Genomic DNA, 17287 nt, shown 5'->3' on the forward strand with positions numbered 1-17287 from the left:
TCGCGACCAGGAGCGGGACCAGTTTTCGAAGCATTTTTCCCCCAGATGTCATGATCGGTTCTGGCTCTCCGACGATGCTTGCACCGGCCTTACCTGCTAACGGCAAACTGGATCCCAGCAAGTCGGATGGCTTGCCGGGAGTCGGATGGCGACGCTGTCGCACTGGTGGAATCGACCGGTTTTTCCCCTCCACGAAGCCGTCGGCCCGGGGCGAATGTCCTGTGAGTCCGAAACCCGGCGTCACTCGCGCCGTCCTGAACCGTCACGAGCCGGACGGCTCGCGGCCCCTCCTGTCAGCGCTGGTTATGCTGACGGCAGGGACACGGCTATCAGGGGGCGCACATGGCTCGGCCCGGGACGCGCGCGACCGTGCGCGACGTCGCGGCGGAGACGGGGCTGTCGATCGCCACCGTCTCGCGGGTCCTGAACGGGCAGGCCAATGTCGCCCCGCACACCCGGGAGCTGGTGTTACGGGCCATCGGCCGTCTCGGGGACCAGGCGCCCCGGCCGCGCGCCGGGCAGGAGGCGATGGCCGGTGGCACGATCTACGTGCGCTGCCCCTACCTGCTGACCGACTATTTCGGGCTCATCGTCTCCTCGGTCGGTGAGACCATCGAGCTGCACGGCGGGCAGATGGTCCTGAGCGCCGGAGAGTCGGCCCAGCACACCCCGGTGCTCCCCGGCCTGCCCGACCGCCCCGACATCGCGGGGGCGATCCTGATCCTTCCCCCCGAACCCGGCGACGAGCTCGTACGGCTTCGCGACCGGCAGTTCCCCTTCGTGGTGATAGATCCCAGGACTCCGCCTCCCAAGGACATCGTGGCGGTCTCGGCGGCGCACTTCGCGGGCGCGCGCAAGCTGATGGCGCACGTGGTCGAGCTCGGCCACCGGCGGGTCGGCATCATCGGCGGCCCCGTGAAGTGGTTGCCCAGCGAGGCCAGGCTGGCGGGATACACCGCGTCGCTGGCCGACGTCGGCGTCCTGCCGTCGGCCGAGCTGCTGCGCAGCGTGCGGGAACCCAACTCGGAGAACGGCTACCGCGCCGCCTGCGAGCTGCTGGATCTGCCCGAGCGACCGACGGCACTGGTCGCGTTCAACGACAAGATGGCGGTCGGCGCGCTGTGGGCGGCGGCCGAGCGCGGCCTGAACGTCCCCGGTGACCTGTCGGTCGCGGGTTTCGACGACCTCGACCTCGGCCGGGCGACCCTGCCGACGCTGACCACGGTGCGCCAGCCGCTGCAGGAGATGGGCCGGATGGCGGTCACGCTGCTGATGCGGCTCCTCAACCGGCACACGCTGGAGGCGCTGCACGTCTCCCTGGGGACCGATGTGATCGTCCGCGGCTCCACGGGACCCGTCGCCCACTGAGTGGGTTTGTTTCATTTGTTTCATTAACCGGCCGACTTTCCAGCCATCACACGACGTGCGTTAATTCAGGGCTTTTCAGGCCTTGACAACCGATTTCCACGTGTGTTGTCCTGTCCTGCAACAGAAAAGTTTCTTATCTGTTACATCGGTTACAGCGACGGTTCCCGGGGCGGCGCGCGCCCTGACGCGAACGGCCCTGGGCGTCGCGGGCCCAATCGCACCCCCCGAAAGGACCCCTGCCGTGCTCCGACCACCTCGCCGGGCCCTCACCCTCGCCCTGGCCTGCGCCGCGGCCCTGTGGGCGACGGGACCTGTCGCCGCCACGCCCGCCCTGGCCGCCAACGAGCCGGTGAACATCTGGCTCACCACCACTTCCGACGCGGGCGGCCGGACCGTCACGCGGGGTCTCCAGCAGCAGTCTCCCATCGCCTTCGGGCCCGCCGGAGGCAGCGCCAACCACACCATCACCGTCAACGAGGGCACCACCTACCAGCAGTTCGAGGGCGGCGGAGCCTCGATCACCGACACCACCGCCTACCTGCTGCGCGGCGGCCCGATCAGCGCGGCCACCCGCGACGCCGTGATGCGCAGGCTCTTCCACCCCACCGACGGCATCGGCCTGTCGTTCGTGCGCAACCCGATCGGCGCCTCCGACCTCTCGCGGCCCGGCAACGTCTCGCTCGACGACACCTGCTGCGACCTCAACGACTTCGGCGCCAACGGGTACGACACCAACGTGCGCCTGCTCACCCAGCAGGCCAGGTCGCTCAACCCGGCCCTGCGCGTCAAGGGCGTGCCGTGGAGCGCCCCCGGCTGGATGAAGGACAACGGCCGGATGGACCAGATGGGCTGGCTCAAGTTCGAGCACTACCCCACATACGCTCAGTACCTGGTCAAGTACGTCCAGAGTTACCAGAACGCCGGCATCCCGGTGAACTACATCTCGGTGCAGAACGAGCCCAACTGCTGCCAGGCGGGCAACCCGACCGCGATGAACTATCCCGGCATGAGCTGGAACTCGTCCGGGCTCGCCGAGTTCACCAAGAACCACGTCTACCCGGCCTTCCGCGCCGCCGGCATCACGACCAAGGTGCTCGTCCACGACTGGAACTACGGCGACTACGCCGGCATGGGCGCCGGCGTGCTGAACGACGCGGCCGTGCGCAACGACCCGCTGTTCGGCGGCATCGCCTGGCACGGCTACGGCGGTGACCCGGCGATCGGCACCCAGGTGCACAACCAGTATCCGGTCGTGCGCCAGTTCAGCACCGAGCACTCGGGCGGCACCTGGATCGGCAACCAGCACAACGAGGACCTCGCCGACATCGTCAACTACGCCCGCAACTGGAGCGGCAGCCTCATCAAGTGGAGTCTCGCGCTGAACCAGAGCATGGGCCCGCACAACGGCGGCTGTGACGTCTGCACCGGTCTGGTCACCGTCCAGGAGGGCGGTCCCCGCGCCGGTCAGGTCGACAACACCATCGAGTACTACACGACCGGGCACCTCACGAAGTTCGTCAGGCCCGGGGCGTTCCGGATCGACTCCACCGCCAACGGCACGATCCAGAACGTCGCCTGGCGCAACACCGACGGTTCCAAGGCCCTGATCGCGCACAACCGCGGCACCTCGGCCCAGTCCGTCCGGGTCAACTGGGGCGGCCAGTCCTTCGTCTACTCGCTTCCGGCCCGCACCACCGCCACCTTCACCTGGTCCGGCACGCCGAGCGGCAACCCCGGCAACCCCGGTGGCGGCGTCATCACCGGCCTGGGCGGCAAGTGCATGGACGTCGCGGGCGCGAGCAGCGCCGACGGCACCGCCGTCCAGCTCTACTCCTGCAACGGCACCACCGCCCAGCAGTGGACCCGTCCCGGCGACGGCACGCTCCGCGTGCTCGGCAAGTGCCTGGACGTCGTCGACAACGGCACGGCCAACGGCAGCCGGCTCCAGTTGTGGTCGTGCTTCGGCGGCGCCAACCAGCAGTGGACCTACAACCCCGCGACCAGGGACCTGGTGAACCCCGCCGCGAACAAGTGCGTGGACGTCACGGGTAACACCAGCACCGACGGCGCCCGCCTCCAGCTGTGGGAGTGCACCGGTGGCGCGAACCAGAAGTGGACGGTGTCCTAGCCGTACCTAGCCTCCGCGGTCAGTACGCCTGGCCCGGCGGGACACGGGCGCGAACCCTCCGAACGGGGGTTCGCGCCCGTGGCCTTTCCCGGCCCGTGAGCGGCCCTCCCCCGGCACGGCCGGTGGCCCGCGACCCTTGACGTTAACTTGAAGCATCGATGCGATTACCCACAGTGATTACGGTGCATGAGGTCACATGCCAATCAACCCTCAGTACTCACGGGAGCACCCCATGCACACCCGCATCACCGCGACGGCGCTGGCCGCCCTAGGTCTTCTCACCGCCATGGCCACCGTCGGCGCGACCACCGCCACCGCCGCAGCCGCCGCCCCGGCCCCCTGCGCGCACGAATATCTCGCGCTGCTGAACGCCGAGGACGCCCTCGCCAACGTCGACGCCCTCCCGGAGGTCAAGGCGGCCCACACCGCCCTGATGAAGGCCGGCAACGCCGCGGACATCGACCAGCTTTCCCAGAAGGTGGCTCTGCAGCAGCTCGGGGTCAAGTCGGCGACGCTCGATCCCGCCGCGAAGAAAATGGTGGAGGCCTACAACGCCGCCGGAGCCAAGTACGTGCAGGTGCGCGACGCGGCGCTCCTGAAGGTCGCGCCGAAGCGGCAGGCCTCCAGGGACTCGCTCAAGCGCTGCCTCATCGCCCACTCCTGAACCCGGTCGTGTGAGACGGGCCGGAGTCCCCGAGGCCACGACCGGGGCGACACAGCCTCCTGGTGATCGGGGACTCCGGCAGGGGTACGCGAGCGTCCTCTTCGTCACTCGTTCGCGTAGACCAGGTGCAGCACGCCCGTGCTGAACGTCGCCGAGCTCACCAGCTTCAGCGGGACCTTGGCCGAACCCTCGAACACCCGCCGGCCGGCGCCGAGCACGACGGGGTGCACCAGCAGGTGCAGCTCGTCAAGCAGCCCCTCCGCCAGGAGCGATCGCACCAGCGTCCCGCTGCCGGTGATGCCCAGGTTCTGATCGGCCTTCAGGGCGCGCAACCGGTCGTACACGTCGTCGCCACCGACCACCGTGGTGTTCTCCCAGTCGGCGTGGGTCAGCGTGTTCGACACCACGTACTTCCTGGTGCCGTTCATCTGCTTGGTCATCGGGTCGTCGGCGTCCGCACCCGGCCAGTAGCCCGCGAAGTCGTCGTACGTGCGGCGGCCGAGCAGCATGGCGTCGTTGTCGGCCATGAGCGCGCCGACCGCGTTGCCCATCTCCTCGTTGAAGTAGCCGAAGTGCCAGGTGTCCGGGGCCTCGGTCACGCCGTCGAGCGAGATGAACAGGCCGGACTTGATGCTTCCCATGTCGGTTCTCCTTGGGGGTGTCAGGCGGGCAGGCCGTTGAGCCAGGCCCGCCGCGCATGCGCGGTGTCGGTGTCGTCTTGCTGGAAAAGGCGGTGTCCCGGGACGGTCGGGCCGAGGTGACCCCGGATGAGGCGGTGGAGCGCGTCGGGCGGCCGGACGCCGGTGGCCCGCGGGTCGACTCCCCCGGCCCTCACCTCGCCTCCCCGCTCCCGGTGGTGGCCCACGTCAGGACTCTCCCCTCTCATCGGCCGACGGCTCGCCGGCCGCTCTCCCGGTGGCCTTCGTGCCGTCACCCGCGGCCCGGGGGATCGACGGGTGGACGGCCACGACGACCCGGTACGCCCGGCCGCCGGGCGCCCTCTCGTCGTGGTGTTTGGCGACCAGTCCGGTCACCGCGTCGGCGAGTTCCTCCGCGAAGGCGGCACGGTCGCGCGCCGTGGCGAACCGCACCTCCCCGTCGAGCGCGTAGGTCGTGACCCGCTTACCGGCCCTGGTCGCCCCGGTGATCAGCGTGCCGACGTCGCGCACCAGCCGCGCGCCCACCGCCAGCAGCCAGCGCGCCGAGAGCCGGTCCGGCGACCACGCCGGGTCCGGCCCGACCGCGGCCGGCGCCACGGAAGAGATGACGTACGACGCCGTCGCCTGGAGCACCGCCATTTCCCACATGTCGAAAAGCCTCTCAGCGACAACTGTTATTGTCAAGACAAAAATTTCCGTCGGTGCGTGCCGATCCTCGGCCGGCGTCGCCGTCACCCGCTGACCGGCGGCGAGGCCCGCGAGGCCCGCGAGGCGAAGGCCGCGGCGACGACCGCCCCGTCGTCGGACCGTCAGTCGGTGATGGAGGCCCGGAAGCGGTAGCGGTCCCCCCGGTAGACCTGCACCGTCAGTTCGAGCGGCCGCCCGTCCTGGTTGAAGGAGAGCTGCTCGGCGACCAGCACCGGAGTCCCGTCCTCGATCTCCAGCAGGGCCCGCTCCCGAGCCTTGGGCTGCCGGGCCTCCACCGAGTAGTCCGCGACCCGGGGGAGCTGCGCCGGATCGGCGCTTCGCAGGACCGCGTAGAGCGACGCGGCGGTGAAGTCGGTGTCGGCCAGCGCGGGACAGAGCGCCAGCGGCACCCGGTTGTGCTCCAGGACGACGACGAGGCCGTCGAGGAAACGCAGTCGCCGCATCTCGAACAGCGCGGAGCCCGGACCGATGCGCAGCGTCTCGGCCTCGTGCACGGTCGCCGGCCTGGTGCCCGATTCGAGCACCCGGCTGCGGATGGCCAGGCCGTGCTTCAGGGCGTAGTCGGCGAACCCCTCCACCGCGTGCCCGCCCGCCGCCGGCGCGGCAGGCCGGCCGCCGTCGGTGACGAACCAGCCGCGGGCCGCGGCGGACTCGAGCAGGCCCCGGCCCGCCAGCTCGGCCAGGGCGGCGCGCAGCGTCTCCCGCGAGACCTCGTACCGCGCGGCCAGGCTCCGCTCCGACGGCAGCCGGTCCCCCGTCTTGGCACCGCGGGCCGAGATGTCATCCCAGAGCCGCACGGCGATCTGGACGTAGAGGGGCAGGGCGTCGTCGCTCAGCAGGCCCTGAGGGAAGGAGGGAGGGTCCGAGGGAGTCATACCAGAACCATACCAGATTCCGACCATTGACGGCCATAAGACAGACCAGTACTGTTCCAGCTTGTCCCCAGCTGCACGAACTCACCCGTACCGGAACGCAGGGCAAAGAACAGGAGCGGATCATGTTGAGCTTGTTGGACGAGGTGATCCGACGTCAGAAGGCGGGTGAGCCTCGGGGCATCGCCTCCGTCTGTTCGGCGCATCCGCTGGTGATCGAGGCGGCCGTGCTCCAGGCGCGCGAAACCGGGAGGCAGGTCCTGGTGGAGGCGACCTCCAACCAGGTCGACCAGTACGGCGGCTACACCGGCATGCGGCCCGGCGACTTCCGTGACCTGGTGCACGCCATCGCCGCCGAGCAGGATCTGCCGCCGGACCGCGTCATCCTCGGCGGTGACCACCTCGGCCCCAACCGGTGGCGCGAACTGCCGCCGGACCAGGCGATGGAGCGGGCCGAGGCCCTTGTCGCCGCCTACGTCGCGGCCGGGTTCACCAAAATCCACCTGGACTGCAGCTTCCCCTGCGCGGGCGATCCCACGCCGCTCACCGACGACGTGGTCGCCGAGCGTGCCGCCCGGCTGATCCGCGTGGCCGAGGACACGGCGGGAGAGCGCGGCTCCGCCCGCATCCGCTACGTGATCGGAACAGAGGTGCCGACGCCCGGCGGCGCTCACGAGACGCTGGACGAACTCATGCCCACCCCGGCGGGGGCCGCGCGGGCGACCCTGGAACGTCACCGCAAGGCGTTCGCCGAGCACGGGCTCGAGGACGTCTGGCCCCGCGTCATGGCGCTCGTCGTCCAGCCGGGCGTGGAGTTCGACCATCAGCGGGTGGTCGACTACCGGCCGGAGAGGACCGCGGAGCTCGGAGCGGTCCTCGACGAGGAGCCCACCATGGCGTTCGAGGCGCACTCGACCGACTACCAGCTGGCCGGAGCGCTCACGGCACTGGTCGAGGACCACTGGGCCGTCCTCAAGGTCGGCCCCGGCCTGACCTTCGCGCTCCGCGAGGCGCTGTTCGCCCTCGCGGCCATCGAGGACGAGCTGGTGCCCGCGGGCGAGCGCTCCCGGCTGCCCGAGGTCGTCGAGCAGCGAATGCTCGCCGAGCCCGGCCTCTGGGAGGGCTACTACCCGGGCGACGACACCGAGCGGCGCCTCGCCCGGCGCTACAGCTACAGCGACCGGATGCGCTACTACTGGCCGGATCCCGAGGTGGCGGAGGCGCAGGAGCGGCTCCTCGGCAACCTCGCGGCGCGGGACATCCCCCTGCCACTCCTCAGCGCCCATCTGCCCGGCCAGTACGCGCGCGTTCGCCGCGGGGAGCTCGCCGCGAAGCCACGGGCGTTGGTGATCGACCACATCCGCGATGTGCTGCGCGACTACGACCGCGCGTGCGACCCCCACCACAAGGAGTATTCGTGACCGGCCTTCTCGGCACCCTGGCTCGCAGCACCGGGGCCGGCGACACCGTCCGCGAGATCAGGCAGCAGCCCGGCGTCTGGCGGGACATCGACGGTATCGTCGCCGCCTCCCGGGCCGCGCTCGACGGCTTCCTCCAGCCGCTGCTGGCTCGCGACCACCTGCGCGTGGTGCTCACCGGCGCCGGGACCTCGAGCTTCGTGGGGCAGATCCTGGCCACGACACTGGCACGGCGGCTCGGGCGGCGAGTCGACGCCGTTTCCACCACGGACATCGTCGCCGACCCGCGAGGCTGTTTCGCCGAGGACCCGCCGACCCTTCTCGTCTCCTTCGCCCGGTCCGGGGACAGCCCGGAGAGCCTCCTGGCCACCGAACTCGCCGAGCAGTGCCTGTCGGACGTGCACCACCTCGTGATCACCTGCAACGAGGAGGGACGGCTGGCCCTGGCACATTCCGGGAAGGCCACCTCGTACGTGCTCCTGATGCCGCCCGCCTCCAACGACCGTGGCTTCGCGATGACGTCGAGTTTCACCGGAATGACGCTCGCCGCCCTGCTCACCTTCGGCGGAACCGCCTATGCCGGTGTCGCGGAGCGGCTGGCCGGGGTGGGCGAGCGGATCACGCGGGACGGCGTCCTCGACAAGGACATCGGCGCGCTGCTGGCCCGCGACCCCGAACGGATCGTCTACCTGGGCAGCGGGGCTCTTCGTGGACTGGCCGCGGAGTCGGCGCTGAAGGTGCTCGAACTGACCGGCGGGACGATCGTCGCGACCTCGGAATCCGCCCTGGGGTTCCGCCACGGCCCCAAGGCCGTGCTGAGCGAGCGCACCGTCGTGGTCGTGTACGTGTCGAACGACCCGTACACCCGCCGGTACGACCTGGACATCATCGCGGAACTGCGCTCGACCATGGCGCCCGGCAGCGTTGTCGCGATCGGGGCCGGGGCCGACGGCACGCCGGACGAGGAGAACTGGCGGCTCCACGGCGCCGAGGACGTCGAAGACGCGGCGCTGGCCCTGCCCGCCGTCGTATGTGCCCAGCTCATCGGCCTCAACGCCGCTGTGCTCCGGGGAGTTCGACCCGACAACCCCTTCCCTTCCGGCGAGGTCAACCGGGTGGTGCAGGGCGTCACCCCGTACCGGTTGCAGCACTGACATCACAGCGGCACGGCGTTGACTGGGACGCCGAACGGAGGTAGCACGGATGTTTCTTGGCGTCGACGGCGGTGGTACCAAGACCGCCTTCTGTCTGGTCGACCGGGACGGGAAGATGGTGGGGCAGGCGCGGACCGCCGGCAGCTACTACTTCTCGGAGGCCTCGGAAGGTATCGGCCTCGTCGAGCGAGCCCTCAGACAGGGCGTCGACTCGGTCTGCGCGGACGCGGGCATCGAGCCCTCGGACATCGCGTACGCCTTCTTCGGCCTGCCCGGTTACGGCGAGGCCCCCGGCGACCTCCCCGTCCTGGACGCCGCGCCGCGGGCCGTGCTCGGCCACGACCGCTACGCGTGCGACAACGACATGGTGTGCGGGTGGGCCGGCTCCCTCGGGGCGGTGGACGGCATCAACGTCCTCAGCGGCACCGGCTCGATGACCTACGGCGAGCGGTCCGGACGCGGAGCCCGCACGGGCGGCTGGGGGGAGCTGTTCAGCGACGAGGGTTCCGCGTACTGGATCGCGGTCCGCGGTCTCAACGCGTTCACCCGGATGAGCGACGGCCGGATGTCCGAGGGCCCGCTCGCCGGGGTCTTCCGGCGGCATCTCTCGCTCGCGTCGGACTTCGACGTGATCGACATCGTGTTCAACCGGTGGCGCGGCGGCCGCGGTGACATCGCGGCCCTCAGCCGGCAGGTCGTCGAGGCGGCCGGGCTGGGCGACGAGTGCGCCGCCGCCATCCTGTCCGAGGCCGGGCGCGAGCTCGCGCTGCTGGTGGACGCCGCGCGCCGTCGGCTCGGCTTCGAGCCCGGAGAGCCCGTACCGGTCTCATACTCCGGCGGTACGTTCACGGCCGCCGCGGTGCTCGAGGCCTTCACCCGGGAACTGAAGAGCCTTCACCCCGGATACGAGCTGCGCGCCCCCCTGTACGAGCCGGTCGTCGGGGCCGCGCTCTACGCGGCGAAGCTCGCCGGCACCCCCCTGGACCGGGCGGCGCTCGATCGTCTGCGCTCCGCCCCGGCGCCCGTCACCGCTGGAGAAGGAGAAACCGGATGATCGCCGTCAAGAAGAACTGGATGATCTACGCGACCCTACTGGTCGTCTTCTGGGGCGTGTGGGGCGCCTTCTCCAGCCTGCCGACCAGCCTGTACGGCTACCCCAACGAGATGGTGTACATCATCTGGTCGTTCACCATGCTGATCCCCGCGTACTTCGCGCTGCGCGGCAACCGGTTCGATCGGCGGCCCGTCGCCGCCGTCTACGGGCTGCTCGCGGGGCTCACGGGCGCGGGCGGGCAGCTGCTCCTGTTCCAGGCGCTGTCCGACGGACCCGCGTACCTGATCTTCCCGGTGGTCTCGCTGTCACCGGTGATCACGGTGCTCATGGCCGTGGTGCTGCTCCGCGAGCGGATCCAACGGCTCGCCGTCGTCGGCGTGGTCGCCGCGCTGGCCGCGATCGTACTGCTCAGCATTCCCGGGGGCGGCGACGGCTCGAACACGGACGGGCCGTGGCTGCCCTTGGCCATCGTGATCTGCGTGGCCTGGGGCGCTCAGGCGTTCTTCATGCGCAAGGCGGCTCTCCTCGGCGTCAACGACGGCACCACCTTCGGCTGGATGACGATCAGCGGGCTGCTGCTGGTCCCGGTGGCGTGGGCGATGATGGGCGGCCTGCCCGGCGGCGTCCCCTGGCAGGCCCCCGCGCTGACCGCGGTGACCCAGGTCCTCAACGCCGCCGGCGCGCTGTTCCTGGTGATGGCGCTCAGCCGGGGCAAGGCCGCGGTCGTGGCCCCCGTCACCAACGCGCTCGCCCCGGTCCTGACGATCGTACTGTCCCTGGCGATCTACCAGACGCTGCCGTCGCTCTACGGGGCCGTCGGCATCGTGCTCGCCCTGGCGGGCTCGACCCTGATGGTCTACAGCGACGAGAGGCGCGGCGACGACGCGACGGCGAGCGGCGCGGGCGCCGTGTCCCCGCCGCGGGAAGCCACCGCGCCCTGACGCCCCCGACGTCCACCGCTCCACACGTCCGCTCCGGCGCGCGACCCGTCACCCGTCATCGGGCCGCGCACCGGACCGGGCGAAGTCGATCGCGGCCCCGCGGCCTGACCGGGCCCCGGCCCCGCCCGGTCCTCGAAGCCGCCCGCGAGCACCCGCCGCCCGCTCTCCGCATTTCTCGCGACTCGGTATGAGGATCGGCCCGCCGGGGCCTTCTGTACCGCCGGGCACTGGATTTCACCTCGCCGAAACCTACGGTGGCATCGCGCTGGATAGAGTCCCGCCATCCTCGACAACGTTGATCCATTCATCGGCATCGCGGCCACCGACCTGCCTCGGGCGCACGGTCTGGCCGCTACGTGGTGGCGGCCGAAACCCCAGGTGGGCAACACCCACCCGGGTGCCACGTCGCCGCTGGGCATGGTGTCGGCCTGCGCCTACTCCGGCGCGTATCCCACGGGGTACGGGCGGTACACGAAGAACACCGAGGGCGTGCCCGAGGAGATGTTCGAGCGGCTGCAGGCGTCCGGGTTCACCCATTTCCAGCAGTCCGGGACCGGCGCGATCCGCAAGTACTACAACTACGTCCGGGTCACCCCGATGGTGCAACCGCTGGACGCGCTGGGGGAGGCCTGGCCACTGCACGACGAGGTGGCGGAGGCGGGCTACTACGCGGCCACCCTGGACACCGGGATTCGCTGTGAGCTCACCGTGGGCACCAAGGTCGCCGTGCACCGGTACACCTTTCCCGAGCACGGCAGCGCCCGCGTCGTGGTCGACCTGTCCTGTGGCGGCCTGGCCATCGAGCACGGCCGTACCGTGCCGTTGCGGGCGCAGGTGGAGAGCATGGGCCACGGCCGGGCCCAGGGCACGGTGGCGATGGAGGGCGTCCCGCTGTCGGTGTACCTGGACGTCGACAGCCCGGGCTGGCGGCAGATGCTCTGGTACGACCGGCGGCTCATCGACGGCGGCACCCGCCTGGACTTCGACAGCATCCGGCACACCACGCTGCGACCTTTCGGCATGCTCTTCATGGGCCCGACCGAACCGGGGCAGACGATCGAGGTGCGGCTCGGGTTCTCGCTGCGCGGGTGCGACCAGGCACGAGAGAACCTGGAGCGCGAGTGCGGGCACGCGCGGCCGGCGTTCGACGCGATACGTTCCCGGACCCGGGCCCGCTGGGGCGAACACCTCGACCGTGTCCAGGTCGAGGGTGGCACGCCGGCCCGCCGCACCGTCTTCACGACGGCGCTCTACCATTCGCTGATCAAGCCGTGCTTCGCCGACGACGAGAGCCCGTTCTGGCCGACGTCCGGCCCGTTCGCGTTCGACGTGTGCACCATGTGGGACATCTACAAGACGCAGTTGCCGCTGCTCGCGACCATCGTCCCGGACCGGGCCGCGGACCTGCTGGAGTCGCTGATCCGGGTCTGCGAGGAGGAGGGCAACTTCCCCATCGGGTACCGGATGGCCCGCGGCGCCGACCGGTTCCACCGCCAGGCCAGCGCGCTCGCGCACACCGCGCTGGCGGACGCCCACGCCCTCGGCCGGACGGCCCTGGACTGGAACTGGGCGCTCGTGCACATGGTCGACGACCTGCGCCGTCTGTACGGCGAGGACTTCTTCGAGCACGGAGTGGTGCACCCGATCTCCCACACCCTCGACCTCGCCTACGGCTACCACTGCACGGCGCAGGTCGCCCGGGCGATGAACGACCGGCGCCTGGCCGACGATCTCGAGGACCGCGGCCGCCGGTGGTCCAACGCCTTCGACCCGAGCACGGGACTGCTGCGCGACTCGGAGTTCTACGAGGGCGGCAAGTGGAACTACTCGTTCCGGCTGCTGCACGACATGGCCGCGAGGATCGCCCTGGCCGGCGGCGACAAGGCCTTCGTCGGCATGCTGGACAGGTTCTTCGGCTTCGGCGCCGTACCGGTGACGCAGCCCGGCCGGCGCCCCCAGGCGGCGGAGATGGCGGCCGGATACGCCCTGAACCGGTTCGAGGGGTTGAACAACGAACCCGACATGGAAGCGCCGTGGGCGTACCACTACGCGGGACGGCCCGACCGTACGGCCCAGGTGGTACACGCGGCGTTGACCTGGCAGTTCGGTACCGGACCCGGCGGGCTGCCCGGTAACGACGACTCCGGCGGCCTGAGCTCCTGGTACGTCTGGGCGTCGCTGGGGCTGTTCCCGATCGCCGGGCAGAACCTGTTCCTGGTCAACGCGCCCGCGTTCGCCCGCGCCGTGCTCCGGGCCGGCGACGACGAGTTCGTCATCGAGACCAGCGGGCACCGCGAGACGCCGATCGGTGTCGACGGCGTCGATCGCGACCTACCGGCGCAGTACGTCCAGTCGGCGACCCTCGACGGCAAACCCCTGCACGCGACGCACCTGAGCGCCGCCACCGTTCACCGGGGCGGCGTGTTGCACCTGCGGCTGGGCCCGGAGCCGTCGGGGTGGGGGCGGGAGGTCCGCCCGCCGTCCCTTTCCGATCCGCCCGCCAAACCGAAGGAAGCACGATGACCAACCCCCGCCGCCGTCTCGTCATCGTGGTCAGGGCCGACCCGGTCATCTGTGGCCACTCCGGCGAGGCCCGTAACCTCGCCGAGGTGGCGCTGACCCGCGGATTCGACGACGTACGGCTGCTGACCTGGCCGATTCCTGCGCTGCAGGCGGCCGGGCTGCCGCTCAAGCCGCTTGACCGGTTGCTGCCGTACAGCGCCGGGATCACCGTGGAGCGCCCGGAGGCGGTCGGGGACTACCGGGTGCCGGACGGGCGCCACCAGGCCGGTCTCACCGGCCGCCTCGTCGAACTGCTCGCCGAACCGGTGCCCACGACCTGCCTGTCCATGTACATCGTTCCGCACACCTCGGTGGTCATGGACGCGGTCACGGCCGCGCGGGCGGCCGGGTTCGCGCCCGATGTGCACACCGTCGCGAAAGCGGTCGGCTCCGACGTGACCAACGTGATCCGGTCGTGCCTGCGGGAGGGCCGCTTCGGCGCGGCGACCGTGCTGTTCACCACGTTCCTGGCCAACGACGAGGTCGTCGCGGTCTCCGAGTACACCCGGGAGGAGATCATCGCCTCGGCCGAGCAGGTGGACGCTCACTGCGGCACCGGCTTCGCCGAACAGTGCCGGCGCCGCGTGACCGTCAGCTACCCGCCGATCGACTCCGCCGCCTTTCTCGACCTGGATCCGGCGCGGGTGGACGCCGCACTCGCGAAACGCGGTCTGGAGCGTGATGGGTACGTCCTTTTTCTGTCCCGGGTGACCCGGGCCAAGGGCATCGACGACCTGTTGACCGCCTTCGGCCGGATGCGCTGCCGGTCACGCGTGAAACTGGTCGTCGCCGGCACCGGGCCCGCGCTGGAGGAGGTGCGGGCGATGGCCGGGAAGGACGACCGGGTGGTGGTCCTCACCGATGTCGACGACCACGAGAAACCGCTGCTCATGCGCGGTTGTGCGGCCTACGCCCTGCCGACCAGGCCCGAGCCCGACTTCGTCGAGACGTTCGGCATCGCCCTGGCCGAGAAGATGCTGGCCGGTGGCGGACCGATCATCACCACCGCGACGGGCGGGACCCTTGAGGCGGTCGGCGACACCGCCGTCATCGTCGAGCCCAGGGACATCGACGGTCTGGCCGCGGCCGTGGACCGGGTGGTCCTGGACATGTCCGCCGCCGAGCGGCAGAACCTGGAACTTCGCGCCCGCACCCGCGCGATGGCATTCGACCGGGGTGCGGTTTTCGACGACCTGTTCCCGCAGAGGGCGCTCGCCGCCGGGGTGCGCTGACCTGGGGACGCCGTGATCTGGGCTTATGCGCGCCATGGCCTGGGTCCGGGCACGCCGTGGCCCGGGCCTGTGCGCGCCGTGCTTTGAGCCCGTGCGCGCCGTGGTCTGGGCCCGTGCGCGCCGTGAGGGCCCGTGCGCGCCGTGAGGGGCGGTGCGGCGGGGCTGCGAGGCGTCCCCGCGGTATCCAGGAACGACGATCGCATCCGCGGCCGCTCCCTGCCCCGCGCCTGGTCAGGATTCGCGGACGAGCCCGTCTCGGTGCGCTTCCGCGACGGTCTCGTGAAGACGCGCGGTCGCCTTCCCCGGCGACAGGCCGGTGTACTTTCCGGCGAAGGCCAGGATGTCCGCCATCAGGGCGCGTTCCTTGCTCGCGGGGAAGGCGGCGTGGGCGGTGTCGGGTTCTCGACGCATGAGGATCGGCCGGTCGCCGCCGGTGGCGTGCTGGAGGGCCGCGCACATCTTGGTGACATGGGCCTCTCCGGTCTGCAGATCGGTCACCGCGCCGGTGAGGAGGAACGCGGGATAGGAGCGTCCGGGCGTGACGTTGTGGTACGGAGAGTATGCGAGCAGCCATTGGAGTTGTTCGGGCCGGGAGGCGCTACCGAATTCGTCCGTCCATGTACGTCCCAGGCCGAAGCGTTCGTAGCGCACCATGTCACACAGCGGGCCTTCGGCGATGACCGCGGCGTACAGGTCCGGTCGCTGGGTGGCGGCGGCGGTGACCAGCAGCCCGCCGGCGGACTGGCCAAAGATCGCCAGCTGGTCGCGGGTGGTTCGGCCGGTGTCGATGAGCCAGGTCGCGGCGTCGTTGAGGTCGCTGACCGCGCGGTGTTTGTGCGGTCCCCGTCCGGCGTCGTGCCAGTGTTGCCCTTCTTCTCCGCCTCCGCGTACGCAGGCGACCGCGTAGGTGCCGCCGGCGCCGACCCATGCGGCCGCCATGGGGAAGAACCATGGGCGCATCGGCATGCCGAAGCTGCCGTAGCCGTAAAGGAGGGTGGGGCGGGGGCCTCGACGCTCTTCGGCCGGGGTGAACAGGAACAGCGTGATCTCGGTACCGTCGCCGGCGTGATAGCGGACACTGCGGCTGCGGATCCGGGGAGCGTGCCCGGCCGTCGTGGCACCGGTTTCCTGTTCCGTCCGCCCGCTGATGGCGTCGTAGCGATGGATGGTGGGGGGCGTGGTCGCGTCGCAGTAGCTGAACCACGCGTGACGTCCGTGCGGGATGCTCGTGCGCAGGGATGACACGACGCCCGCGCCGGGAAGGGGCAGATCGGTGAGCGGCCGGCCACTGGCCAGATCGTGCACCGTCAGGACCGAGGCGCCGTGGCGGGTGCGTGCCACCAGCAGCAGGGGCCGCGGAAGTGCCGGGTCGTCCAGGACCAGACACTCGTCCAGGGGGGCCTGGGGATCCTCGGCCACCAGCGTGCGCCAGGCGGCCGGGCCGGTGTCGTGCCGGTGCGCGACACAGACACGGCCGCACGGGGCCTGGTAGTCGGTGACCAGCAGCAGATCGCCGTCCGCGAGGAAACGTGGGAGCACGCGGGCGCGTGTCGTGCGCCCGTCCACGATCTTGATGAAACGCGGGGCCTCCGGATCGATGAGCTCGGCCACGTACACATCGTTGTGCGAGGCGGGCCCGGCCGTCGCGGTGATCGCCAGATAGCGGCCGTCGGCGCCGGCCGTGAGCCCGTAGTAGTGGTCCGGGGCGTCGTCGCCGCCGAGCACCACCGTGTCGGCCTGCCAGGGCGAGCCGATCCGATGCAACCTCACCCGCCGCTGCAGGCGCGTGTCGCCGGGGGCGAGCTCCTCATCGGGAACTCGGCTGACGTAGTAGAACGCGTCCCCTCCCGGCAGCCAGGTGAGCGAGGTGTTGCGGGCGCGCGGCAACGGCCCGTCCACCACCTCACCGGTGCGTACGTCCAGCACCATGATGTCGCTGCCGGGCTGCTCGGCGACCTCCATCTGAACGGCCACACGTTCGCCCTCGCGCGACGGCCACCAGGCGTACAGCCCGGTATGGCCGGACGGATCGATCTCCACCGGATCGACCAGCACCCGCCTGTCGCCCTCGGCGTCGACGACGAGCAGGCGCCGCTGCTCATCCCCACGGAGCTGCTCGGCGAGGAACATGACCGGACCGCGCACCATCGGAGGCTCCGACACACCGGAGGACGATACCTGGTCCACCAGGGACGCCCACGATCGGATCTCACGCCATCCGGCGCGACACACGCGGAAGAGACGATCCTGGGCCGCCGCCCAGTCCCGCACCCGCGCGTCGTCCCCGTCTTCCAACCACCGGTAGGGATCGGAGACCGTGAATCCGAACAGATCCTCCACCACATCGCTGCGCCGGGCGGCAGGGTAGAACAATCGCGCCATGAATGCCCCCCGATGCGTCCGCCCCGCCTGCCACAGGTTGAGGCACTGCGGCCTGTAACACCGCAGTACCTCTCTTTCACTCGGCTACGACTCGCCGCGGAGAATGTCCGCCTGCCAGCCGCGTACTGCCCCGATGCGGGCCGCC

14 protein-coding genes are annotated in these 17287 nt (G+C 70.8%); 9 read left to right on the forward strand and 5 right to left on the reverse strand.

The window, feature by feature from the left end; translation table 11 throughout:
- Positions 1-342 precede the first annotated feature (342 nt).
- The 3 genes from ACSDR0_RS36010 (at position 343) to ACSDR0_RS36020 (ending at position 4160) form a co-directional block, all read left to right on the forward strand.
- Entirely contained in the window at positions 343-1368 is a 1026-nt protein-coding gene (locus ACSDR0_RS36010; protein WP_435293415.1) for a LacI family DNA-binding transcriptional regulator, read from the forward strand.
- A gap of 241 nt (positions 1369-1609) precedes the next feature.
- Positions 1610-3496 (forward strand): ricin-type beta-trefoil lectin domain protein, encoded by a 1887-nt coding sequence (locus ACSDR0_RS36015; RefSeq protein ID WP_435293416.1) that lies wholly within the window; start codon positions 1610-1612, stop codon positions 3494-3496.
- Positions 3497-3692: 196 nt separating this feature from the next.
- Complete coding sequence (locus tag ACSDR0_RS36020; protein WP_435293417.1) at positions 3693-4160, forward strand: hypothetical protein; 468 nt, start codon at positions 3693-3695, stop codon at positions 4158-4160.
- A gap of 104 nt (positions 4161-4264) precedes the next feature.
- On the opposite strand, the gene ACSDR0_RS36025 is transcribed toward ACSDR0_RS36020, so the two are convergent.
- From ACSDR0_RS36025 to ACSDR0_RS36040, 4 genes are all read right to left on the reverse strand, one after another.
- Positions 4265-4801, reverse strand: a complete 537-nt coding sequence (locus ACSDR0_RS36025) for a dihydrofolate reductase family protein (RefSeq protein ID WP_435293418.1) — start codon at positions 4799-4801, stop codon at positions 4265-4267.
- Between the two features lie 20 nt (positions 4802-4821).
- Positions 4822-5025, reverse strand: a complete 204-nt coding sequence (locus ACSDR0_RS36030) for a hypothetical protein (RefSeq protein ID WP_435293419.1) — start codon at positions 5023-5025, stop codon at positions 4822-4824.
- Position 5026: 1 nt separating this feature from the next.
- Positions 5027-5467, reverse strand: coding sequence for a hypothetical protein (locus tag ACSDR0_RS36035; RefSeq protein ID WP_435293420.1), 441 nt, complete (start codon positions 5465-5467; stop codon positions 5027-5029).
- A gap of 161 nt (positions 5468-5628) precedes the next feature.
- Positions 5629-6402, reverse strand: coding sequence for a GntR family transcriptional regulator (locus tag ACSDR0_RS36040; protein ID WP_435293421.1), 774 nt, complete (start codon positions 6400-6402; stop codon positions 5629-5631).
- A 122-nt stretch (positions 6403-6524) separates the two neighbouring features.
- On the opposite strand from ACSDR0_RS36040, the gene ACSDR0_RS36045 reads away from it, so the two are divergent.
- The 6 genes from ACSDR0_RS36045 (at position 6525) to ACSDR0_RS36070 (ending at position 14760) form a co-directional block, all read left to right on the forward strand.
- Positions 6525-7820, forward strand: a complete 1296-nt coding sequence (locus ACSDR0_RS36045; protein WP_435293422.1) for a D-tagatose-bisphosphate aldolase, class II, non-catalytic subunit — start codon at positions 6525-6527, stop codon at positions 7818-7820.
- Positions 7817-8971 carry an SIS domain-containing protein gene (locus ACSDR0_RS36050; RefSeq protein WP_435293423.1) on the forward strand — a complete coding sequence of 385 codons (1155 nt, stop codon included), beginning with the start codon at positions 7817-7819 and terminating at the stop codon, positions 8969-8971. The genes ACSDR0_RS36045 and ACSDR0_RS36050 overlap by 4 nt, the downstream gene beginning before the upstream one ends.
- A gap of 49 nt (positions 8972-9020) precedes the next feature.
- Positions 9021-10025 carry a BadF/BadG/BcrA/BcrD ATPase family protein gene (locus ACSDR0_RS36055; RefSeq protein WP_435293424.1) on the forward strand — a complete coding sequence of 335 codons (1005 nt, stop codon included), beginning with the start codon at positions 9021-9023 and terminating at the stop codon, positions 10023-10025.
- Complete coding sequence (locus ACSDR0_RS36060; protein ID WP_435293425.1) at positions 10022-10966, forward strand: EamA family transporter; 945 nt, start codon at positions 10022-10024, stop codon at positions 10964-10966. The genes ACSDR0_RS36055 and ACSDR0_RS36060 overlap by 4 nt, the downstream gene beginning before the upstream one ends.
- 306 nt (positions 10967-11272) lie before the next feature.
- Entirely contained in the window at positions 11273-13489 is a 2217-nt protein-coding gene (locus tag ACSDR0_RS36065) for a glycoside hydrolase domain-containing protein (protein WP_435293461.1), read from the forward strand.
- A complete protein-coding gene (locus ACSDR0_RS36070) occupies positions 13486-14760 on the forward strand; it encodes a glycosyltransferase (protein WP_435293426.1) in 1275 nt (424 codons plus the stop codon). Before ACSDR0_RS36065 ends, ACSDR0_RS36070 begins: the two co-directional genes overlap by 4 nt.
- Before the next feature lie 231 nt (positions 14761-14991).
- Here ACSDR0_RS36070 and ACSDR0_RS36075 read toward each other — a convergent pair whose 3' ends face one another.
- Entirely contained in the window at positions 14992-17142 is a 2151-nt protein-coding gene (locus ACSDR0_RS36075; RefSeq protein ID WP_435293427.1) for a prolyl oligopeptidase family serine peptidase, read from the reverse strand.
- Positions 17143-17287 lie beyond the last annotated feature (145 nt).

The sequence above is a fragment of the Streptosporangium sp. G11 genome, assembly GCF_051192615.1.
Lineage (GTDB): Bacteria > Actinomycetota > Actinomycetes > Streptosporangiales > Streptosporangiaceae > Streptosporangium.

Excerpts from the sequence above, each read along its gene's own strand:
- ACSDR0_RS36025 (WP_435293418.1), bottom strand. The coding sequence starts at position 4,801 with ATGGGAAGCATCAAGTCCGGCCTGTTCATCTCGCTCGACGGCGTGACC.
- ACSDR0_RS36010 (WP_435293415.1), top strand. The coding sequence starts at position 343 with ATGGCTCGGCCCGGGACGCGCGCGACCGTGCGCGACGTCGCGGCGGAG.
- ACSDR0_RS36045 (WP_435293422.1), top strand. The coding sequence starts at position 6,525 with ATGTTGAGCTTGTTGGACGAGGTGATCCGACGTCAGAAGGCGGGTGAG.
- ACSDR0_RS36020 (WP_435293417.1), top strand. The coding sequence starts at position 3,693 with ATGCCAATCAACCCTCAGTACTCACGGGAGCACCCCATGCACACCCGC.
- ACSDR0_RS36060 (WP_435293425.1), top strand. The coding sequence starts at position 10,022 with ATGATCGCCGTCAAGAAGAACTGGATGATCTACGCGACCCTACTGGTC.
- ACSDR0_RS36040 (WP_435293421.1), bottom strand. The coding sequence starts at position 6,402 with ATGACTCCCTCGGACCCTCCCTCCTTCCCTCAGGGCCTGCTGAGCGAC.
- ACSDR0_RS36075 (WP_435293427.1), bottom strand. The coding sequence starts at position 17,142 with ATGGCGCGATTGTTCTACCCTGCCGCCCGGCGCAGCGATGTGGTGGAG.
- ACSDR0_RS36035 (WP_435293420.1), bottom strand. The coding sequence starts at position 5,467 with ATGTGGGAAATGGCGGTGCTCCAGGCGACGGCGTCGTACGTCATCTCT.
- ACSDR0_RS36055 (WP_435293424.1), top strand. The coding sequence starts at position 9,021 with ATGTTTCTTGGCGTCGACGGCGGTGGTACCAAGACCGCCTTCTGTCTG.
- ACSDR0_RS36070 (WP_435293426.1), top strand. The coding sequence starts at position 13,486 with ATGACCAACCCCCGCCGCCGTCTCGTCATCGTGGTCAGGGCCGACCCG.